At 73.1% G+C, this 14,779-nt stretch carries 15 protein-coding genes; 5 read left to right on the top strand and 10 right to left on the bottom strand.

The window, feature by feature from the left end; genetic code table 11:
• The 3 genes from BM093_RS28235 to BM093_RS28225 all read right to left on the bottom strand — a co-directional run.
• Positions 1-301: hypothetical protein (locus BM093_RS28235; protein ID WP_218162966.1), on the bottom strand; the 301-nt coding region annotated here is incomplete at its 3' end.
• Between the two features lie 75 nt (positions 302-376).
• Entirely contained in the window at positions 377-847 is a 471-nt protein-coding gene (locus tag BM093_RS28230; RefSeq protein ID WP_093353028.1) for a (2Fe-2S)-binding protein, read from the bottom strand.
• Between the two features lie 14 nt (positions 848-861).
• On the bottom strand, positions 862-3,207 hold the full coding sequence (locus BM093_RS28225; protein WP_093353025.1) for a molybdopterin cofactor-binding domain-containing protein: 2,346 nt from the start codon (positions 3,205-3,207) through the stop codon (positions 862-864).
• Positions 3,208-3,629: 422 nt separating this feature from the next.
• Between BM093_RS28225 and BM093_RS28220 the strand changes: the two genes are divergently transcribed.
• Positions 3,630-4,352, top strand: a complete 723-nt coding sequence (locus BM093_RS28220; protein WP_093353022.1) for a CHRD domain-containing protein — start codon at positions 3,630-3,632, stop codon at positions 4,350-4,352.
• Positions 4,339-4,995, top strand: coding sequence for a sortase domain-containing protein (locus BM093_RS28215; RefSeq protein WP_093353018.1), 657 nt, complete (start codon positions 4,339-4,341; stop codon positions 4,993-4,995). The genes BM093_RS28220 and BM093_RS28215 overlap by 14 nt, the downstream gene beginning before the upstream one ends.
• Positions 4,996-5,022: 27 nt before the next feature.
• Here BM093_RS28215 and BM093_RS28210 read toward each other — a convergent pair whose 3' ends face one another.
• Positions 5,023-5,733: a zf-HC2 domain-containing protein gene (locus tag BM093_RS28210; RefSeq protein ID WP_093353013.1), complete on the bottom strand. Its 711-nt coding sequence runs from the start codon at positions 5,731-5,733 to the stop codon at positions 5,023-5,025.
• On the bottom strand, positions 5,730-6,278 hold the full coding sequence (locus BM093_RS28205; protein WP_093353010.1) for a sigma-70 family RNA polymerase sigma factor: 549 nt from the start codon (positions 6,276-6,278) through the stop codon (positions 5,730-5,732). Before BM093_RS28205 ends, BM093_RS28210 begins: the two co-directional genes overlap by 4 nt.
• A gap of 215 nt (positions 6,279-6,493) precedes the next feature.
• Here BM093_RS28205 and BM093_RS28200 point away from each other — a divergent pair, with 215 nt between their 5' ends.
• Together BM093_RS28200 and BM093_RS28195 are read left to right on the top strand one after the other, a co-directional pair.
• Complete coding sequence (locus tag BM093_RS28200) at positions 6,494-7,153, top strand: peroxiredoxin (RefSeq protein WP_093353007.1); 660 nt, start codon at positions 6,494-6,496, stop codon at positions 7,151-7,153.
• A gap of 102 nt (positions 7,154-7,255) precedes the next feature.
• Positions 7,256-8,257, top strand: coding sequence for a YdcF family protein (locus BM093_RS28195; protein WP_245773856.1), 1,002 nt, complete (start codon positions 7,256-7,258; stop codon positions 8,255-8,257).
• Positions 8,258-8,282: 25 nt separating this feature from the next.
• Here BM093_RS28195 and BM093_RS28190 read toward each other — a convergent pair whose 3' ends face one another.
• A complete protein-coding gene (locus BM093_RS28190; RefSeq protein WP_093353003.1) occupies positions 8,283-9,332 on the bottom strand; it encodes an RNA polymerase subunit sigma-70 in 1,050 nt (349 codons plus the stop codon).
• 131 nt (positions 9,333-9,463) lie between these two features.
• Here BM093_RS28190 and BM093_RS28185 point away from each other — a divergent pair, with 131 nt between their 5' ends.
• Positions 9,464-10,108 carry a TIGR03086 family metal-binding protein gene (locus tag BM093_RS28185; protein WP_093352999.1) on the top strand — a complete coding sequence of 215 codons (645 nt, stop codon included), beginning with the start codon at positions 9,464-9,466 and terminating at the stop codon, positions 10,106-10,108.
• 721 nt (positions 10,109-10,829) lie between these two features.
• Here BM093_RS28185 and BM093_RS28175 read toward each other — a convergent pair.
• The 4 genes from BM093_RS28175 to BM093_RS28160 all read right to left on the bottom strand — a co-directional run bounded on the left by BM093_RS28175 (position 10,830) and on the right by BM093_RS28160 (position 14,707).
• The gene (locus tag BM093_RS28175) at positions 10,830-11,486 is read right to left on the bottom strand and encodes a LysE family translocator (RefSeq protein WP_093352989.1); all 657 of its coding nucleotides are present in this window, start codon (positions 11,484-11,486) and stop codon (positions 10,830-10,832) included.
• 110 nt (positions 11,487-11,596) lie between these two features.
• Complete coding sequence (locus BM093_RS28170) at positions 11,597-12,256, bottom strand: response regulator (RefSeq protein WP_093352985.1); 660 nt, start codon at positions 12,254-12,256, stop codon at positions 11,597-11,599.
• Complete coding sequence (locus BM093_RS28165) at positions 12,253-13,509, bottom strand: sensor histidine kinase (RefSeq protein ID WP_093352982.1); 1,257 nt, start codon at positions 13,507-13,509, stop codon at positions 12,253-12,255. The genes BM093_RS28170 and BM093_RS28165 overlap by 4 nt, the downstream gene beginning before the upstream one ends.
• A 13-nt stretch (positions 13,510-13,522) precedes the next feature.
• On the bottom strand, positions 13,523-14,707 hold the full coding sequence (locus tag BM093_RS28160) for a DUF418 domain-containing protein (protein ID WP_093352979.1): 1,185 nt from the start codon (positions 14,705-14,707) through the stop codon (positions 13,523-13,525).
• Positions 14,708-14,779 lie beyond the last annotated feature (72 nt).

The raw sequence follows: 14,779 nt of genomic DNA, 5'->3' as shown, positions 1-14,779 counted from the left end.
CGTTGAGCAGACCGCCCACCGGGCCCTCGACGTAGCCCGGGGTCACCGGCGGGAACTCGACCTCGGTCCCGGCCACGCCCTCGGGCCGGTTGCCCGGCGAGTAGCTGTCGGCCGCGTCCAGCACGCCGTACCCGGCCGTGCCACCGATGGCACCGACCGCGTCCACCGCCTGGGTCGGGCTCTGCGTACTCGGGTAGCCGTGCCCGTCACCCTCCTCCGCGGCCGCCATCCCGGCCAGCGGGAACGCCACGGCACCCAGGGCGCCGACGGCGACCAACGAGCGTCGCATCCGGTTGTTCATCGCATCCGTCCTTCGGTTCGGGGAGCATTCCCCGCACGACACCGCGGTGCCGCACGTCCTCGAGCGGCCTCGACGTCACATCGCGCCGGCGCCGGCCTTGATCGCTTCCCGGATGCGGTTGTAGGTACCGCACCGGCAGATGTTGCGGATCTCGTCCAGGGCCTCGTCGTCGATCTCGCGCCCCTCGGCCTCACACCGCTTCACCAACGCCACCGCCGCCATGATCTGACCCGGCTGGCAGTACCCGCACTGCGCGACATCGTTGTCGATCCAGGCCTGCTGCATCGGATGCAGCTCCTCACCATCGGCCAGCCCCTCGATCGTGGTGATCTCATCGGACTCCGAGATCGCCCCCACCGGCACCGAACACGGATTGAACGCCTTGCCGTTGACATGACTGGTGCAGGCCTTGCACACGTTGATCCCACAGCCGTACTTCGGCCCCGTGATCCCGAGAACGTCACGCAGGACCCACAACATCCGCACGTCGTCCTCGACATCGACGGTCACGGTCTCACCGTTGACCTTGAAAGTGTGTGTCGACATGAGCTCGGGTCCTCCTAGCGGGCCATCTCGAGGCCGTTGGTCGGCGACGGCGGGATCGGCGGCACCGTCGGATACGGCTCGAACGGCAACGGCTCCTTGTGCAGGATCGGGAAGTACTCCGGCACCGTCCCGGTCGCCCGCGCATAGGCACAGGCGACCGCCCCGCAGGTGGCGGCCACCCCGAACTCGCCGGCACCGCCCGGCTCCGGGGCCTCCGAGTCCTCGATGAGCACGATGTTCATCTCGGGCGGGGTGTTCCACTGGCGGGTGTAGAAGTAGTTGTCCCAGCTCGCCTCGACGAAGTGCCCGTCCTCGAGGTGCAGCCCGGAGGTCAGCGTCATCGCGATGCCGTCGTTGATCCCGCCCATCATCTGCGCCTCGAGGCCGCGCGGGTTGATGACGAGCCCGACGTCGACGACGTAGGTCACCTTCGTCACCCGCGGCCCGGTGCGGGCCGAGCGGATCTCGCGGTTCACCGTCTCCGGACGGCAGTCCAGCTCGACGACGGCGCAGGCGATGCCCTTGTACTCCTGGTGGATCGCGATGCCCTGGGCCATGCCCTCGGGCATCGTCCTCCCCCAGTCCGCCTCCTGCGCGGCCCGGTCGACGACCTTCTTGAACCGGTCGAGCTTCACGAACTCCGAGCGGAACTCGTACGGGTCCTTGCCCAGTTCCGCGGCGACCTTATCGATCATCAGCTCGCGCGCGGTCGCGGTGTCCGGCGAGTAGATGTTGCGCATCGAGCAGGTGTTGAACCGCATGTCGACCTCGTTGAGCAGCGAGGTCGCCACACCGACGTTGTACGGGTTGGTCTGGGTGGTGATGTAGATGCTCTGCGCGATCGTCAGGTTCCCCAGGGGTGCCTTGTTCGCCGCGGCGGTGATCGCCTCGGACAGGCCCGGGTTGAGCTCGGACGCGACGCTGGTGTGCCGGATCTCGAAGCTCGACACCGACTCGCCGGTGACCTGCGCACGCACCCGGCAGGTGGCCATCGGGTGCACCCGGCCCTGCCGCGAGTCGTCCGCCCGGGTCCACATCAGCTTGACCGGCTTGCCCATGGCCCGGGATGCCTCGGCGGCCTCCGGCAGCGCGTCGTAGAACAACCGCCTGCCGAACGAACCGCCGCCCTCGGTGACGTGCACCGTGACCGCGTTCTGCGGGAGACCGAGATCCTGGGCGATGTCGGCCTGCGCGGCGATCGGGCTCTTGGACGGGCCCCAGATCTCGGCCGAGCCGTCCCGGACGTCGGCGATCGCGCAGTTGGTCTCCAGTGCGGAGTTGCTGCGGAAGTAGAAGACGAAGTCGCCCTCGACCGTCGTGCCGGGCGTCTGCGGGACGGCCAGCGGCAGCTCACCGGCGCGCACCTTCTCCAGCACCGACTCGTCGTTCTCGCCCTCGACGGTGCCGCCGTCCCAGTCCACGTCCAGCGCGTTGACGGCGTCGACGGCCTGGCCGTAGGTCACCGCCCGCACCGCGACGCCGGTGCGCACCTGCTCGACGTCGGTGACCCCGGGCATGGTCCGGACCTCGTCGATGTTGTTGACGCCCTGCGGTGCCGAGTTGAGGTTCGGGCCGCGGCAGATGACGGTCGGCAGCGCGTCCGGGACCTGCATGTCGGTGAGGAACTTCTTCTTCCCGGTCACCATCGCCCGGGCGTCGGACTTGGTCCGCGGCGTCCCGATGACGCTGAACTCCTCCCGCGGCTTGAGTGCGACGTCGACGGCCTCGTCCACCGGGCTGGCGGCCAGCTCGGTGAGCTCACCGAACGGCAGTTCCTCGCCGTTCATGCCGGTGATCAGGCCGGTCCGGCTGGTGAGCACGCTCTTGTCCTGGCCCAGCTCGGCCGCGGCCGCGTCGAGCAGCCGCCCCTGGGCCAGGGCCGCCGCCACCCGGATCGGGGTGTAGGTGGAGAACGTGGTGCTCGACCCGCCGGTGAGCTGGTTGAACACCAGTTCCGGCCGGGCGTCGGCCAGCGTCACCACCACCTGGTCCGGGTCCAGGTTCATCTCCTCGGCGATGATCATCTGCGTCGAGGTGATGATGCCCTGGCCGTTGTCCGAGCGGGGCAGCGCGAACGAGACGGTGCCGTCCCGCTCGACCTCGATCCGGATCAGGTTCGCGGTCGGCCGGGCCGCGTCGCGGATGACGTCGAGCAGGTCGTAGACCTCGCCGGGCAGCGGGGGCGACGGGATCGCCGCCGCGTTGGCGACCGGCGTGCTGTCGAACACGGCCTGCCGTCCGACCTCGGCCGCCACGACCAGCGTGGGCGCGGCGACCAGGTAGCCGAGGAACCGGCGGCGGCTGACGTGGCTGCGGCCGGGGCTCCGGCGCTCGGGGGCGGAGGCGCGGTGAGCGGGCATCGTGGTCCTCTCCGGGGTGCTGCGGTGCACGACCCACCGGCAGCCCTGGTCGGGGAGCGGGGCCGGGGGGCGTCGGGGCGACAACGACCCGGGTCGTTCGACGGTTACGCGCCGGTAGGCACGAGTGCCAGGGGGGCGATCTCCGCACCGATCGATCGCGCGCAATCGGCTTTTCGCAGGTCAAGCACTTCCCCGAAGGGGTGGAACGCTCCGCATGTTCGCTACAAAACGATCAATTCCTCCGCATGTGCGGACTGTCGATCATCTCTCCGGATCACTCCGGCGGGCGAAACAGTGAACCGGGAGGAGATCCACTGCGTAGCGACGTCATCGACCCGGGACTCCGGCGAGCCGTGAACGTCGCGGCTCGAGCGGCCGTAGATGCGGGCATCAAGGACGATCCACCCGGAAAGGACACCACGATGCGTCGTTCCCTCCCCCGCCTCGCCGCCGTGACCGCCGCGACCGCGCTCGGCTTCGCCGTGACCGCGGGAGTCGCCGCCGCGGGAACCACCACCGCCCAGGAGAACCCGGTGCCCGAGCCGGACGACTTCACCAGCATGTACACCGTGATGGCGACACCGGACACGATCGTCGGGAACGACGGCAACGCCGTCCCCGGCGAGCCCGGTGCGACCGGGGAGTTCCACTTCCGGATCAACTCGGACGACGAGATCATCTGCTACGACATCACCCTGCGCGGCGTGACCGGGGAGTACCAGAGCCCGGCGAAGACCGCGACGCACATCCACGAGGCGAACGCCGGCGAGCCCGGCCCGCCGCGGCTCTCCTTCCCGGACCCGGCGGGCGACGGCGACGTCCGTACCTCAGCGGGCTGTCTGCAGGGCCCCTTCACCACCGGCCTCGAGGGTGACAACGGCGAGGACACCGCCACCGGGTTCTCCCTGGCGGCGATCGAGGCGAACCCGGCGGGCTTCAGCGCCGACACCCACACCGCCGACTACACGCCGGGTGCCGTGCGCGGGCAGCTCACCCAGGTGCCGATGGGTGGTGTCGAGACCGGCGCCGGCGGCACCTCGGCCGGCCCGGCCGACACAGCCGGCTACGCGCTCGGCGCGGCCGGGCTCGCGACCGTGGCCGGCGCGGGCGTCGTGCTGGCCCGGCGGAGCCGTGCCGGGCGCTGAACGCAGGCGTGACCGGCGCCCGGGGGCAGCACTGCTCCCGGGCGCCGTCGCGCGGCTGCTCCCGGCCGCCGGCGTGCGACCGCCCTCGAGCGCTGTCGCGCGGCTGCTCCCGGTCGCGGTCCTGCTCGTACTGGTTTCCGCCTGCGGGGCGGCCGGGCCGGCGCCCCGCGACGCGGCACCGGCCACGTCCCTCCCGTCCGGCGCCGGCGTGGCCGCTCCCACCTCGGTGCGGATCCCGGCGATCGGGGTGGACGAGCACGCGTTGGTCCGGCTCGGTGTCGCTGCCGACGGCACGGCGCAGGTCCCGCAGGACCACGACCGCGTCGGCTGGTTCGACCGCGGCGGCGCGCCCGGGCCGACCGTCCTCATGGGACATGTGGACTCCCGGGACGGTCCCGCGGTGTTCTACGACCTCCGCGATCTGCAGCCCGGTGACGTGATCGAGGTCGGGCGCGACGACGGGACCGTCGGCCGGTACGTGGTCGAGCGGACCCGGCAGATGCCGAAGGACGACTTCCCGACCTTCGACGTGTTCGGCGCGGCCGCGCCGGAGCTGCTGCGGCTGGTCACCTGCGCCGGTGGGTTCGACCGCGGCGAGCGCAGCTACACCGACAACCTCGTCGTCCACGCCCGCCCGGCATGACGGGTGCGGCCCCGCAGCCGGTCCTGCTCAGGCCGGCGCGAGGTCCCCGCGGAGCACGGTCGCTCCGGTCGTGTCCAACACCTTGAACCCGGCGGCGTCCGGCCGGAGCACCGAGGAGTTGAGGTTGCAGACCATCGGGGCCGCACCGGTCCCGACGAACGCGCCGGCGTCGACCTCGCGGCCATCGACCCCCTCGACGACGACGCGATAGGCCGCCCCGGCCCGGAACCCGTCGGCGTCGAGCACGATCTCCATCCCCCAGGTGTGCGGGATCGCGACCGCGCTCGCCCGGATCTCCGGGGCCGACGCCTGCACGGCGACCGGCTCGCGAGGCACCCCGTCGTAGGCGCCCACCGCGTAGCCGACGCCCCCGCCGGCCAGGACCGCGACGGCCGCCGCAGCGGCGAGGACGCTGCGCGGGAGCCGTCTGCGCGCGCCGGCCCGGTGCGTGGTGGACCGGAACGCAGTGGATCCGCGCACGGTGGACCGGCGCTCTGCGCGGGCCGCCGCCACGATCCGCTCTCCCAGATCGGCCGGGGGGACCGGCGTGCGGTCGAGCTGCGCCGGGTCCACCCGGGCCAGCGCGGGCAGCACCGACGACACCTCGGCCAGCTCGCCACGGCAGTCCGCGCAGCCGTCCAGGTGCGTCTGCACGACGGTGGCCTCGGCCTGCGGCAGGCGCCCGATCGCGTAGTCGCCGAGCGATTCCCGCACGGCCCGGTGGTCCTCCGGAGTCACGGTTGCACCCCCATCTCGTCCATCGTCAGGCGCAGGGCCTTCAGGCCGTAGAACACCCGGCTGCGGATCGTCCCGAGCGGCACGCCCGCCTCGGCCGCGATCTCGGCGTGCGGGCGCTGCCGCAGGTAGGCCTCCACGATCGCCTGCCGGTGCTCGGGCCGGAGCCGGCGCAGTGCCTCCTCGACCAGCCAGGTGTCGATCACGGTGTCGTCGGCCGGGCCGACCGCATCCGGAGTGGACTCGGGATCGTCGGTCAGCGCACGCCGCCAGGGCCGCGCCGTGACCCGGCGGATCTCGTCGATCACCACGTTGCGGGCGATGGCGAACAGCCAGACCCGAAGGCTCGCCACCGAGGGGTCGTAGCGGTCGGCCCGGCGCCAGGCCCGCAGGAAGACCTCCTGCACCACCTCCTGCGCGCCGCCGGTGTCCCCGAGCTGACGCAGGGCGTAGCGGTAGATCTCGGGGCCGTGCGCACCGTAGGCCGCCCGGAGCCCGGTCTCGGTGTCCAGCCCGGGGTCCGGCGCAGGTCCCGTCACGGGACGCATGCCGCGTCTGCGCGCCATCATCGGTGTCCGGAACCTCCTGAACGTCCCTGCCCCGAGGTACGTACGCGTCCCGGCGCGGATCGGTTCACGGCTGTAACGCCGGCTCGCCGGTGCGACGAGTCCGACGTGTGCCATCAGGCGGGCTCACCGGCCGCGTGGCGACCGGGCCCGGCCCGGCGTGCGCCTCGCCCGCCCACGACGGGAAGGAACCACGCATGACACTCACGATCAACGATCCGGCTCCCGACTTCGAGGCCGAGACGACCGAGGGACGCATCAGCTTCCACGACTGGATGGGCGGCTCGTGGGCCGTGCTGTTCTCGCACCCGAAGGACTTCACCCCGGTGTGCACCACGGAGCTGGGCTACATGGCCAGGATCAAGCCGGAGTTCGACCGCCGCGACGTGAAGATCATCGGCCTGTCGGTGGACCCGGTCGACCGGCACGCCAAGTGGGCGTCGGACATCGCCGAGACCCAGGGCTACGCGCCGAACTACCCGGTGATCGCCGATTCCGACTTCGCGGTGTCCACGTTGTACGGCATGCTGCCGGCCGGCACCGGTGGTGACCCGCTGGCCCGCACGCCCGCCGAGAACCAGACCGTGCGCAACGTCTTCGTGATCGGCCCGGACAAGAAGATCAAGCTGGTGCTCGTCTATCCGATGACGACCGGCCGCAACTTCGACGAGGTGCTCCGGGTGATCGACTCGTTGCAGCTGACCGCCCGGCACCGGGTCGCGACGCCGGTCAACTGGACCCAGGGCGACGACGTCATCATCGCCGGCTCGGTCTCCGACGACGAGGCCCACCGGATCTACCCGAACGGGTGGCAGGCCCCGCGTCCCTACATCCGGATCGTGCCGCAGCCGAGCTGAGGCGTCCCGGGTCGGTACGTTCCGCCCTGATCATCGGCATCAGGGGGGACGTGCATGGCGGGCAGGGATCGGTGCAGCGGCACCGGGGACGGGTGACCGGCGGTGTGGATCTTCTACGTCGTCGCGGCCGTGCTCGGCGTCGCCTTCGTGGTCACGGTCTCCCGGGAGCGACGGCGGTTCCGCAACGCGGTGCTGCTGGGGCTCACGCTGCTCAGCCTCGGGCTGGGTCTGCTGGGTGAGGCGACCCGGCTCGACCCTCAGCCACTGGACATCCTGATCGCCGTCCTGTTCGTCGGCCCCGCAGTCGCCGTCCTCGTGCTCGCGATCTTCCTCGTGCTGAACGGCCTGACGATGCTCCGGCGGGAGGGGCACCGGCTGGGGAACCTGCTCTCGCTCCTCGCCGGCCTGGCCTGCCTGCCCGTACCGGCCCTGCCGTTCGCGGCCCAGTACCTGGAGAACACGGCGGTGGCCGTGGCGGCGCTGATCCTGTTGATCGTCGCCACCTACGTCGGGTTCGTGTTCTGCTGCTACCTGCTCTACAGCGTCCTTTACGGACGGCTGGGCGCACGGAGCGGCTTCGACTTCGTGGTGGTGCTCGGGTCGAGGCTGATCGACGGCCGGGTACCACCGCTGCTGGCCGCCCGGCTGGACAAGGCCGCGGCCGTGTGGCGGGCCGAGACCCGCTCCGGGGGCGCGCCGCTCCTGATCGCCTCCGGTGGTCAGGGGCCGGACGAGGCGGTGCCCGAGGCACACGGCATAGCCGAGTACCTCGTGACCCAGGGCGTCCCCCGGGAGTCGATCCTGTGCGAGGACCGGTCGACGACCACGCGCGAGAACCTGGGGTTCAGCGCCGCGATCATGGCCGAGCGCCGCCCGGACCCCCGGTGCGTGGTGGTCACCAACAACTTCCACGCCTTCCGCGCCGCGCTCCTGACCCGCCGGGCCGGGGTCGACGGCCAGGTGCTCGGCGCGCGGACCGCCCGCTACTACTGGCCGAGCGCGACGATCCGCGAGTTCGTCGCCATCCTCGTCGAGCACCGCATCGCGAACCTGATCGCCGTGCTCGTCCTCGTCGTGCTCGGCGTGCTGCTCGCCGTCACGTGATCCACGGGTTCCGCGGTACCGGCCATCACGACGGCGCGGGTTCGGCCCTGCGCGGCCCGGCCACCTCGACGCCGGTGCGCTCCGGCAGCCGGAAGTGGCCGAACAGGTCGTCGTGGAGGAACCAGCCGACGGCGCGGAGCCGGCCGGCCTCCGGGGTCAGCACGAGGATCCCGGCCGGACGCCCGGTCGTCGCACCGGGCTCGGTGAGGTAGCAGCCGAAGGCCGGCCGGGAGTTGGCCCGGATCGGCAGCAGCCGCAGGCGGCGCTCGGCACGCCAGGCGGTGAACACCGAGAGGAACGCCGCGATCGCTGTCGGGCCGCGGTACCGGTGCGGCGCGGGTGGCATGGTCAGCCAGGCGTCGTCGGTGAGCAGTGCGACGAGACCGTCGACGTCTCCCGAGGTGAACGTCTCGGCGAAACGCCTGGTCAGATCCCGTTCCTGCGGCGAGTCCGGGAGCGGTGTGCCGTGCTCGGCGAGCGTGGCGCCGTGTGTGCGCAGGCCGGCGCGGGCGCGTTGCAGGGTCCCCTTGACCGCCGTCGCGCTGGTCTCCAGCATGTCCGCGACCTCGTCGGTGGCGTAGCCGAGCACGTCGCGCAGGACGAGCGTGGCGGCCTGGCGCGGTGCGAGATGCTGCAGCGCCGCGACGAAGGCCAGCTCCACGGCCTCCCGGGCGGTGTAGCGCGCCTCGGGCCCCGGCTCCCGGTCGGAGATCCGCTCCAGCAGTTCCTCCGGCGCGGGCTGCAGCCAGGTCACCTCGGTCCGGCTGGTGGGCTCGGGCGGGTCGAACGGCGGAGCGGGCTCGGGCGGCCGGCGCCGCCCGGCGTCGCGCAGCGCGTTGAGGCAGCGGTTGGTGGCGATGCGGTAGAGCCACGTGCGCAGCGAGGACCGGCCCGCGAAGCCGTCCAGCCCGCGCCACGCCGCGAGCAACGTCTCCTGCAGCACGTCCTCGGCGTCGGTGAGCGATCCGAGGATCCGGTAGCAGTGCACCCACAGCTCGTGCCGGTACGGCTCGATCAGCCGGCGGAAGGCCTGCTCGTCGCCGGTCCGTGCCCGCTCGAGCGTGTCCTCGGTCACCGCGCCATCCTGCCACGGGGTCCGGCGCCGGAACCCGTTCGCTCCGGACCGTTCCGTTCGGGCCGCCGGTGGTGTCTCAACAACCGGAACGTCGTCGGACGACCCGTCGGCGCACGATCAGGGAGCACACCATGAGTGATCACACGACGCCGATCGACGGGCTCGCCACGGTGCTCGGGACCGTCGCCGACCTCATCGCCACGGTCGAGCCCGCACAGTGGCACGCCCCGACTCCGTGTCCAGCGTGGACCGTCCGCGACCTGACCGGCCACATGGTCCTCGGGCACCACCTGTTCACCGGCCTCCTCCACGACGACCCCACGTCCACCGCCGACTCGCTGGACCCCGCATCCGGTGACGTCCTCGGCGACGCCCCCGCCGCGGCGTACCGCGGGGCCGCGGACGGCCTGCTCGCCGCGTTCGGGCAGCCGGGGGCGATGGAGCGGATCGTGCGGGCCCCGGCCGGCGACGTGCCGGGGTTCGTCGCGGTGCACCTGCGCGTCGTCGAGGATCTCGTGCACGGCTGGGACCTCACCCGGGCGACCGGCCGGACCGTCCGCTTCCCCGACGGGATCGTCGAGCCCGCGCTGGAGTTCACCCGCTCCGCGCTCGCCGACCTCCCGGCCGACCGGTCCCCGTTCGCACCACCGCAGCCCGTCCCCGAGCACGCGCAGCCGCTCGACCGGCTCGCCGCCCTCCTCGGGCGCACCGTGCCGGCCGGCGATCCCGATCGGACTGCGGTGTCCGAGGGAGTGGAGGCCGGGGCGCGGGAGTGACCCCCGTGCGGGAGGGCCGGCTCGTGTGACGCCAGACCGACCGCCCTCCCCGCGGAGCACCGTCGTCCCCGACCCGTCCGGGGATCGCTGTCCCCCGCTCGTCCACACTGGCGAGGTGGCGTACGACCGGTTCACGGCGAGCATGCGCCTGCTCGAGTCCGGCATCACGGCCGACCCCGGCCGGTTGAGCAGACGCTGCCGCGTCGCCGCCGTCGCGTACGACGTCCGCGGCGATCTCGCCGCGACGTGGTTCGTTCGGCGTGGCCATCCCGTCCCGCACCACGAGATCGACCTGTTCGTCCGGCAGGACGGGCACTGGCGTCCGTTGTGCGGCGGAGGCTTCGGGGACGGCGACGACCACCTGTCGGACCGGCCGAGTACCGACGTACTCGGCGCGCCACTCGTCAGGGGCGGCAGCGGAGGCAGCATCCCGCCGGATGTCCCGGGCCCCGTTCCGGACGAGTTCCCCACGCTGACGCCGTGCGGCTACACGACCCTGCGGGCGGCCCGGTCCGTCGTGCGCGTCGCGTTCGACCACGGCGGCGACGCCACGGCGGTACCACGGCACGGCAACGTGATCGTCGTCTGGCGGCACCGGCCGCCGCTCGCCCGTGCCCTCGACGCCGACGGCGCGTGCCTGGCCACGATCGACCTCACTGCTTCCAGGGGTCTGCCGCCCCCTTCTGGTGACCCCGGGCCTGCGCCGCGCGGGACCGGCCGCTCAGGGTGTCGTCGGCGCCGGGCTGAACGCGGTCCGGACCGCGAATCCACCGAGGACGGTGCCGGCGACCCACCGTTGCACCGTCATGACCCGCGGCCGGGCGGCCAGGAAGCCGGAGACGGACGCCGCGGTGACGACGATGACGCCGTTGACGAGCACGGCGACCCCGATCTGGACGCTGCCGAGCTGGAGGAGCTGGCTCTGCACCGGGGGCGTCGCGAGCGCACCGTCGGCCGGGGTCACGAACTGGGGCAGGAGCGCGGCGTACATCAGCGCGATCTTCGGGTTGAGCAGGTTCGTGATCAGGCCCATCCCGAACAGCCGGGCGTCCGACTCGGGTTCGAGCGGCCGGGGCTCGAACGGCGAGCGCCCACCGGGGCGCAGCATGCTCCACGCCAGCCAGGCCAGGTACAGCGCTCCCGCGATCTTCACCGTCGTGTAGGCCGCCGGGACCGCGACGAACAGCGCCGAGAGGCCCGCGGTGGCGGCCACCAGGTAACAGAGGAACCCGACCGCCGTACCGCCGAGCGAGACGAGCCCCGCGCGACGGCCCTGGGAGATCGCCCGCGAGGCCAGGTAGATCATGTTCGGCCCCGGGGTGAGGACCATGCCGAGAGCGATGACGAGGACGCCGAGGGCTGCGGACAGCTCGATCACGGGCCGGTTCCTTCCGGTGGGGGTCGGGCGCGAGCCCATCACGATCCGCCGTGGGGCGGCCAGGTGATTTCGGTGCGTGCCCTCGCCGGTGTCGTGGCTCGGTGCTCCGCTCAACCGTCCTCGGTGGACAGCAGTCCCTGCCGGTAGGCCAGCGAGACGGCGGACGCGCGGTCGGCGGCCCCGAGCTTGCCGTACAGCCGGACCAGGTGGGTCTTGACCGTCGCCTCGGAGATGTGCAGCGACCGGCCGATCTGCGCGTTGCTGCGCCCCTCGGCCACCAGCTGCAGGATCGCCAGCTCGCGCGGGCTCACCGGGCCGGGGGTCTCGCGCCCGGCGCTCCGGTGGCCCCGCACGAGCAGGCCGGCGACGGCCGGAGCCAGGACGCTCTCGCCCCGCCCGGTCGCGCGGATCCCCGCGAACAGCTCCTGCCGGGACGCGTCCTTCAGCAGGTAGCCGGTGGCCCCGGCCCGCAGCGCCGGGCGGACGTCGTCCTCGGTCCCGAACATGGTCAGCACCAGGATCGGCAGGTGCGGGTCCTGCTCGCGCAGGGCCGCGATCAGCGCGACCCCGTCGACGCCGGGCATCCGCAGATCGGTGATCACCAGGTCGGGCCGGTGGGCCCGCACCGCGGCCAGCGCCTCCTCTCCGCCGGCCGCCTCGGCGACCAGGACCAGGTCGTCCTGGGTGGCGATCAGGCCGTGCAGACCGTCGCGCACGACCGGGTGGTCGTCGACGAGCACGATCCGGAGGGGCTGCGGGTGCGCGGTCACGACGCGTCCCCGGCGGCGGGCTCGGCGGGATCGACCACCGGGACGGTCGCGGTCAGGGTGCTCCCGGCACCGGGCGCGGACTCGACGGCCAGCCGTCCGCCGACCTGACCGAGTCGCTCCCGGGCCGCGGCCAGCCCGTAGCCGCCCTGGGCGCCGGGTGGTGCAGGTGTTGCCGGGTCGAACCCCGCGCCGTCGTCGAACACGTCGACCATCATCAGGTCGTCGAGATAGGACACGGTGACGGTCGCCGTGGACGCGCCGGCATGTTTGGCCACATTGGACAGGCCTTCCTGGACGATCCGGAGGACGGCGGTCTGCCGTGCGGTGTCGACGGGCACCGGTGTGCCCGTCACCGTGAGCCGGCACGGCACCCCGGTGCGCTCCTGCCAGCCGGTCACCGTGCTGCGGAGCGCCCCGTGCAGGTCGTCGGCCTCCAGCGCGCCCGGCCGCAGCGCGTGCACCGCCCTCCTGGCCTCGGCCAGGCAGGAACGCGAGAGCCCCAGCGCCGTGCGGACCCGCACCCGGGCCGGTTGCCCGTCGTCGAGCTGCTCGTCCGCCGTCTCCAGCTGGGACCCGATCGCGGCCAGCCCCTGGGCGAGGGTGTCGTGGAAGTCGCGGGCCAGCCGGGCCCGCTCGGCGGCGACCCCGGCGTCGCGGGCCGCGGCGACCAGGTGCTGCTGCAGCTCCTCCTTCTCCCGGGTCGTGCGCTGCAGCCGGGCGTGGAGCTCGACGAGCTCGGCGTGGGCCTCCCGGCGCTGCACCGCCTCGGACTCGATCCGCCGGATCGCCCAGCCGACGGCCGAGGCCAGGACCCCGGCCCCGACGACCTGCACGACCAGGTCCGGATCGGGGCGGGTCCCGCCGAGTGCGACCAGCAGGCACAGGCAGACGACGCCGACACCTGCATGGGCCCAGCCGCCGCGGAGCGCGACAAAGGCCATCGGGAAGCAGCCGATCACCAGGATCGAGAAGGGACCGGCGAGGGCGCCGAGCACCAGCGACAGCGCCACCAGACCGGCGAAGTACACCGCCATCGGCAGCAGCCGGTGCTCGAGCCACTGCGGGTGCAGGGTGACGAACCAGCCGTGCCAGCCGAGCAGCACCGCCGCCACGCCGCCGACGACCAGGAGTTCGGAGGCGGTCAACCCGGCCGTCAGGACCGTGAGCAGGAGGCCGAGCGCGACCAACAGGTACGGGAGCAGTCCCCAGGCCCGGTTCCACCGGCGGTCGAACGCCACGAACCCTGCGCCCACGTCCGTCGTGTGCTCAGCGGGTGACACCGCTCCAGTCTCCCCCGCTCGTCGGCCGCGGTTCCACCCCCGCGCCGCGGCGCGACCAGCGCCGCAGCAGCACCTCCGCGGGTCCGCGCACCGAGCGACGCTCCAGCAGCGCGACACCCAGCACCGACACGGCCCAGACCGCCAGTGCCAGGCCGGCCGCCGCGGCCGTCCCCACGTGTGCCCCGAGGCCACCGAACGGCAGGGTCAGCAGCGCCACGAACACCACCGACTGGAACAGGTAGGCGCTCAGCGACCGGCGCCCCGTCGCCGCCAGGGCCATCACCACGGGCGATCCCACCCGGGCGAGCCGGGCGGCGGCCAGCGCGAACCCCGCGGCCAGTCCGAGGCCCCCGGCCACCCCGGTGACGGAGTGGACGAAGGCGAGCAGCCAGGCCGTGCCCGGGTCCGGGACCGGCAGCTGACCGGCCACGACCAGGCCGCTGGGCAGCCCACCGGCGACCGACAGGGCGATCCCGCCGGCCGCGACCCGCCGCAGCAGCCGCCGGTGGGTGCGCGGCTCGAGGACGCGGTGGCGGGCCGCGACGACCCCGGCCAGGGCCGCGGTGACCACCGGCAGCAGGCCGAACGGCGCCATCGTCCACTCGATCGCCCGCAACCCCAGGGCGAGGGCCGGGTCGGCGACCTCGAACGACCACAGGAAGCCGCGACCGCCGTCGGCGGAGGGCTGGGAGTAGATCAGGCCGACCACGGCGCTCGCCGGAACCACCCAGAGCGCGCCGAGGACGAGCAGGGTGCGGTCGGTGCGCCCCAGCAGGGCCGCCACGAGCAGGCCGACGAGGCCGTACCAGCCGAGGATGTCCCCGGAGAACAGCAGCACCCCGTGCACGGCGCCGATGACGATCAGCCCCAGGTTGCGGCGCCGCAGGATGCGGCGGGACTCGCCCGCGTCCGTGTGCCGGGTCAGCTGGACGATGCCGTAACCGAACAGGAAGGCGAACAGCGGGAAGGCGCGACCGTCGACGAACGCCACCACCAGGGTGGACACGACGCGGTCGGCCAGGCCGTCCTCGACGATGTGCTGGCGGTAGCCGTACGGGCGGCCGACCAGGTAGATCATCACGTTCGCGACGGCGATCAGGGCGAGCATCACGCCCCGGCCCAGATCGGGGGCCAGGGCGCGCCCGGTCGGCGGCGGTGCTGGTTCGGACATGCCCGCGACGCTAGGAGTGCCGCCGGCCGGTGCCGTCGGTCGAGCGGATCGGAGGCCTGCTCCCGATCGATC

Source organism: Pseudonocardia ammonioxydans, assembly GCF_900115005.1.
Classification (GTDB): Bacteria; Actinomycetota; Actinomycetes; order Mycobacteriales; family Pseudonocardiaceae; genus Pseudonocardia; species Pseudonocardia ammonioxydans.
Note: the sequence above shows the minus strand (reverse complement) of the source record. Positions and strands in the feature narration are given on the sequence as shown.

Coding starts and splice junctions, on each gene's coding strand:
- BM093_RS28230 (WP_093353028.1), bottom strand. CDS start 847: ATGTCGACACACACTTTCAAGGTCAACGGTGAGACCGTGACCGTCGAT.
- BM093_RS28225 (WP_093353025.1), bottom strand. CDS start 3,207: ATGCCCGCTCACCGCGCCTCCGCCCCCGAGCGCCGGAGCCCCGGCCGC.
- BM093_RS28220 (WP_093353022.1), top strand. CDS start 3,630: ATGCGTCGTTCCCTCCCCCGCCTCGCCGCCGTGACCGCCGCGACCGCG.
- BM093_RS28205 (WP_093353010.1), bottom strand. CDS start 6,278: ATGCGTCCCGTGACGGGACCTGCGCCGGACCCCGGGCTGGACACCGAG.
- BM093_RS28200 (WP_093353007.1), top strand. CDS start 6,494: ATGACACTCACGATCAACGATCCGGCTCCCGACTTCGAGGCCGAGACG.
- BM093_RS28185 (WP_093352999.1), top strand. CDS start 9,464: ATGAGTGATCACACGACGCCGATCGACGGGCTCGCCACGGTGCTCGGG.
- BM093_RS28160 (WP_093352979.1), bottom strand. CDS start 14,707: ATGTCCGAACCAGCACCGCCGCCGACCGGGCGCGCCCTGGCCCCCGAT.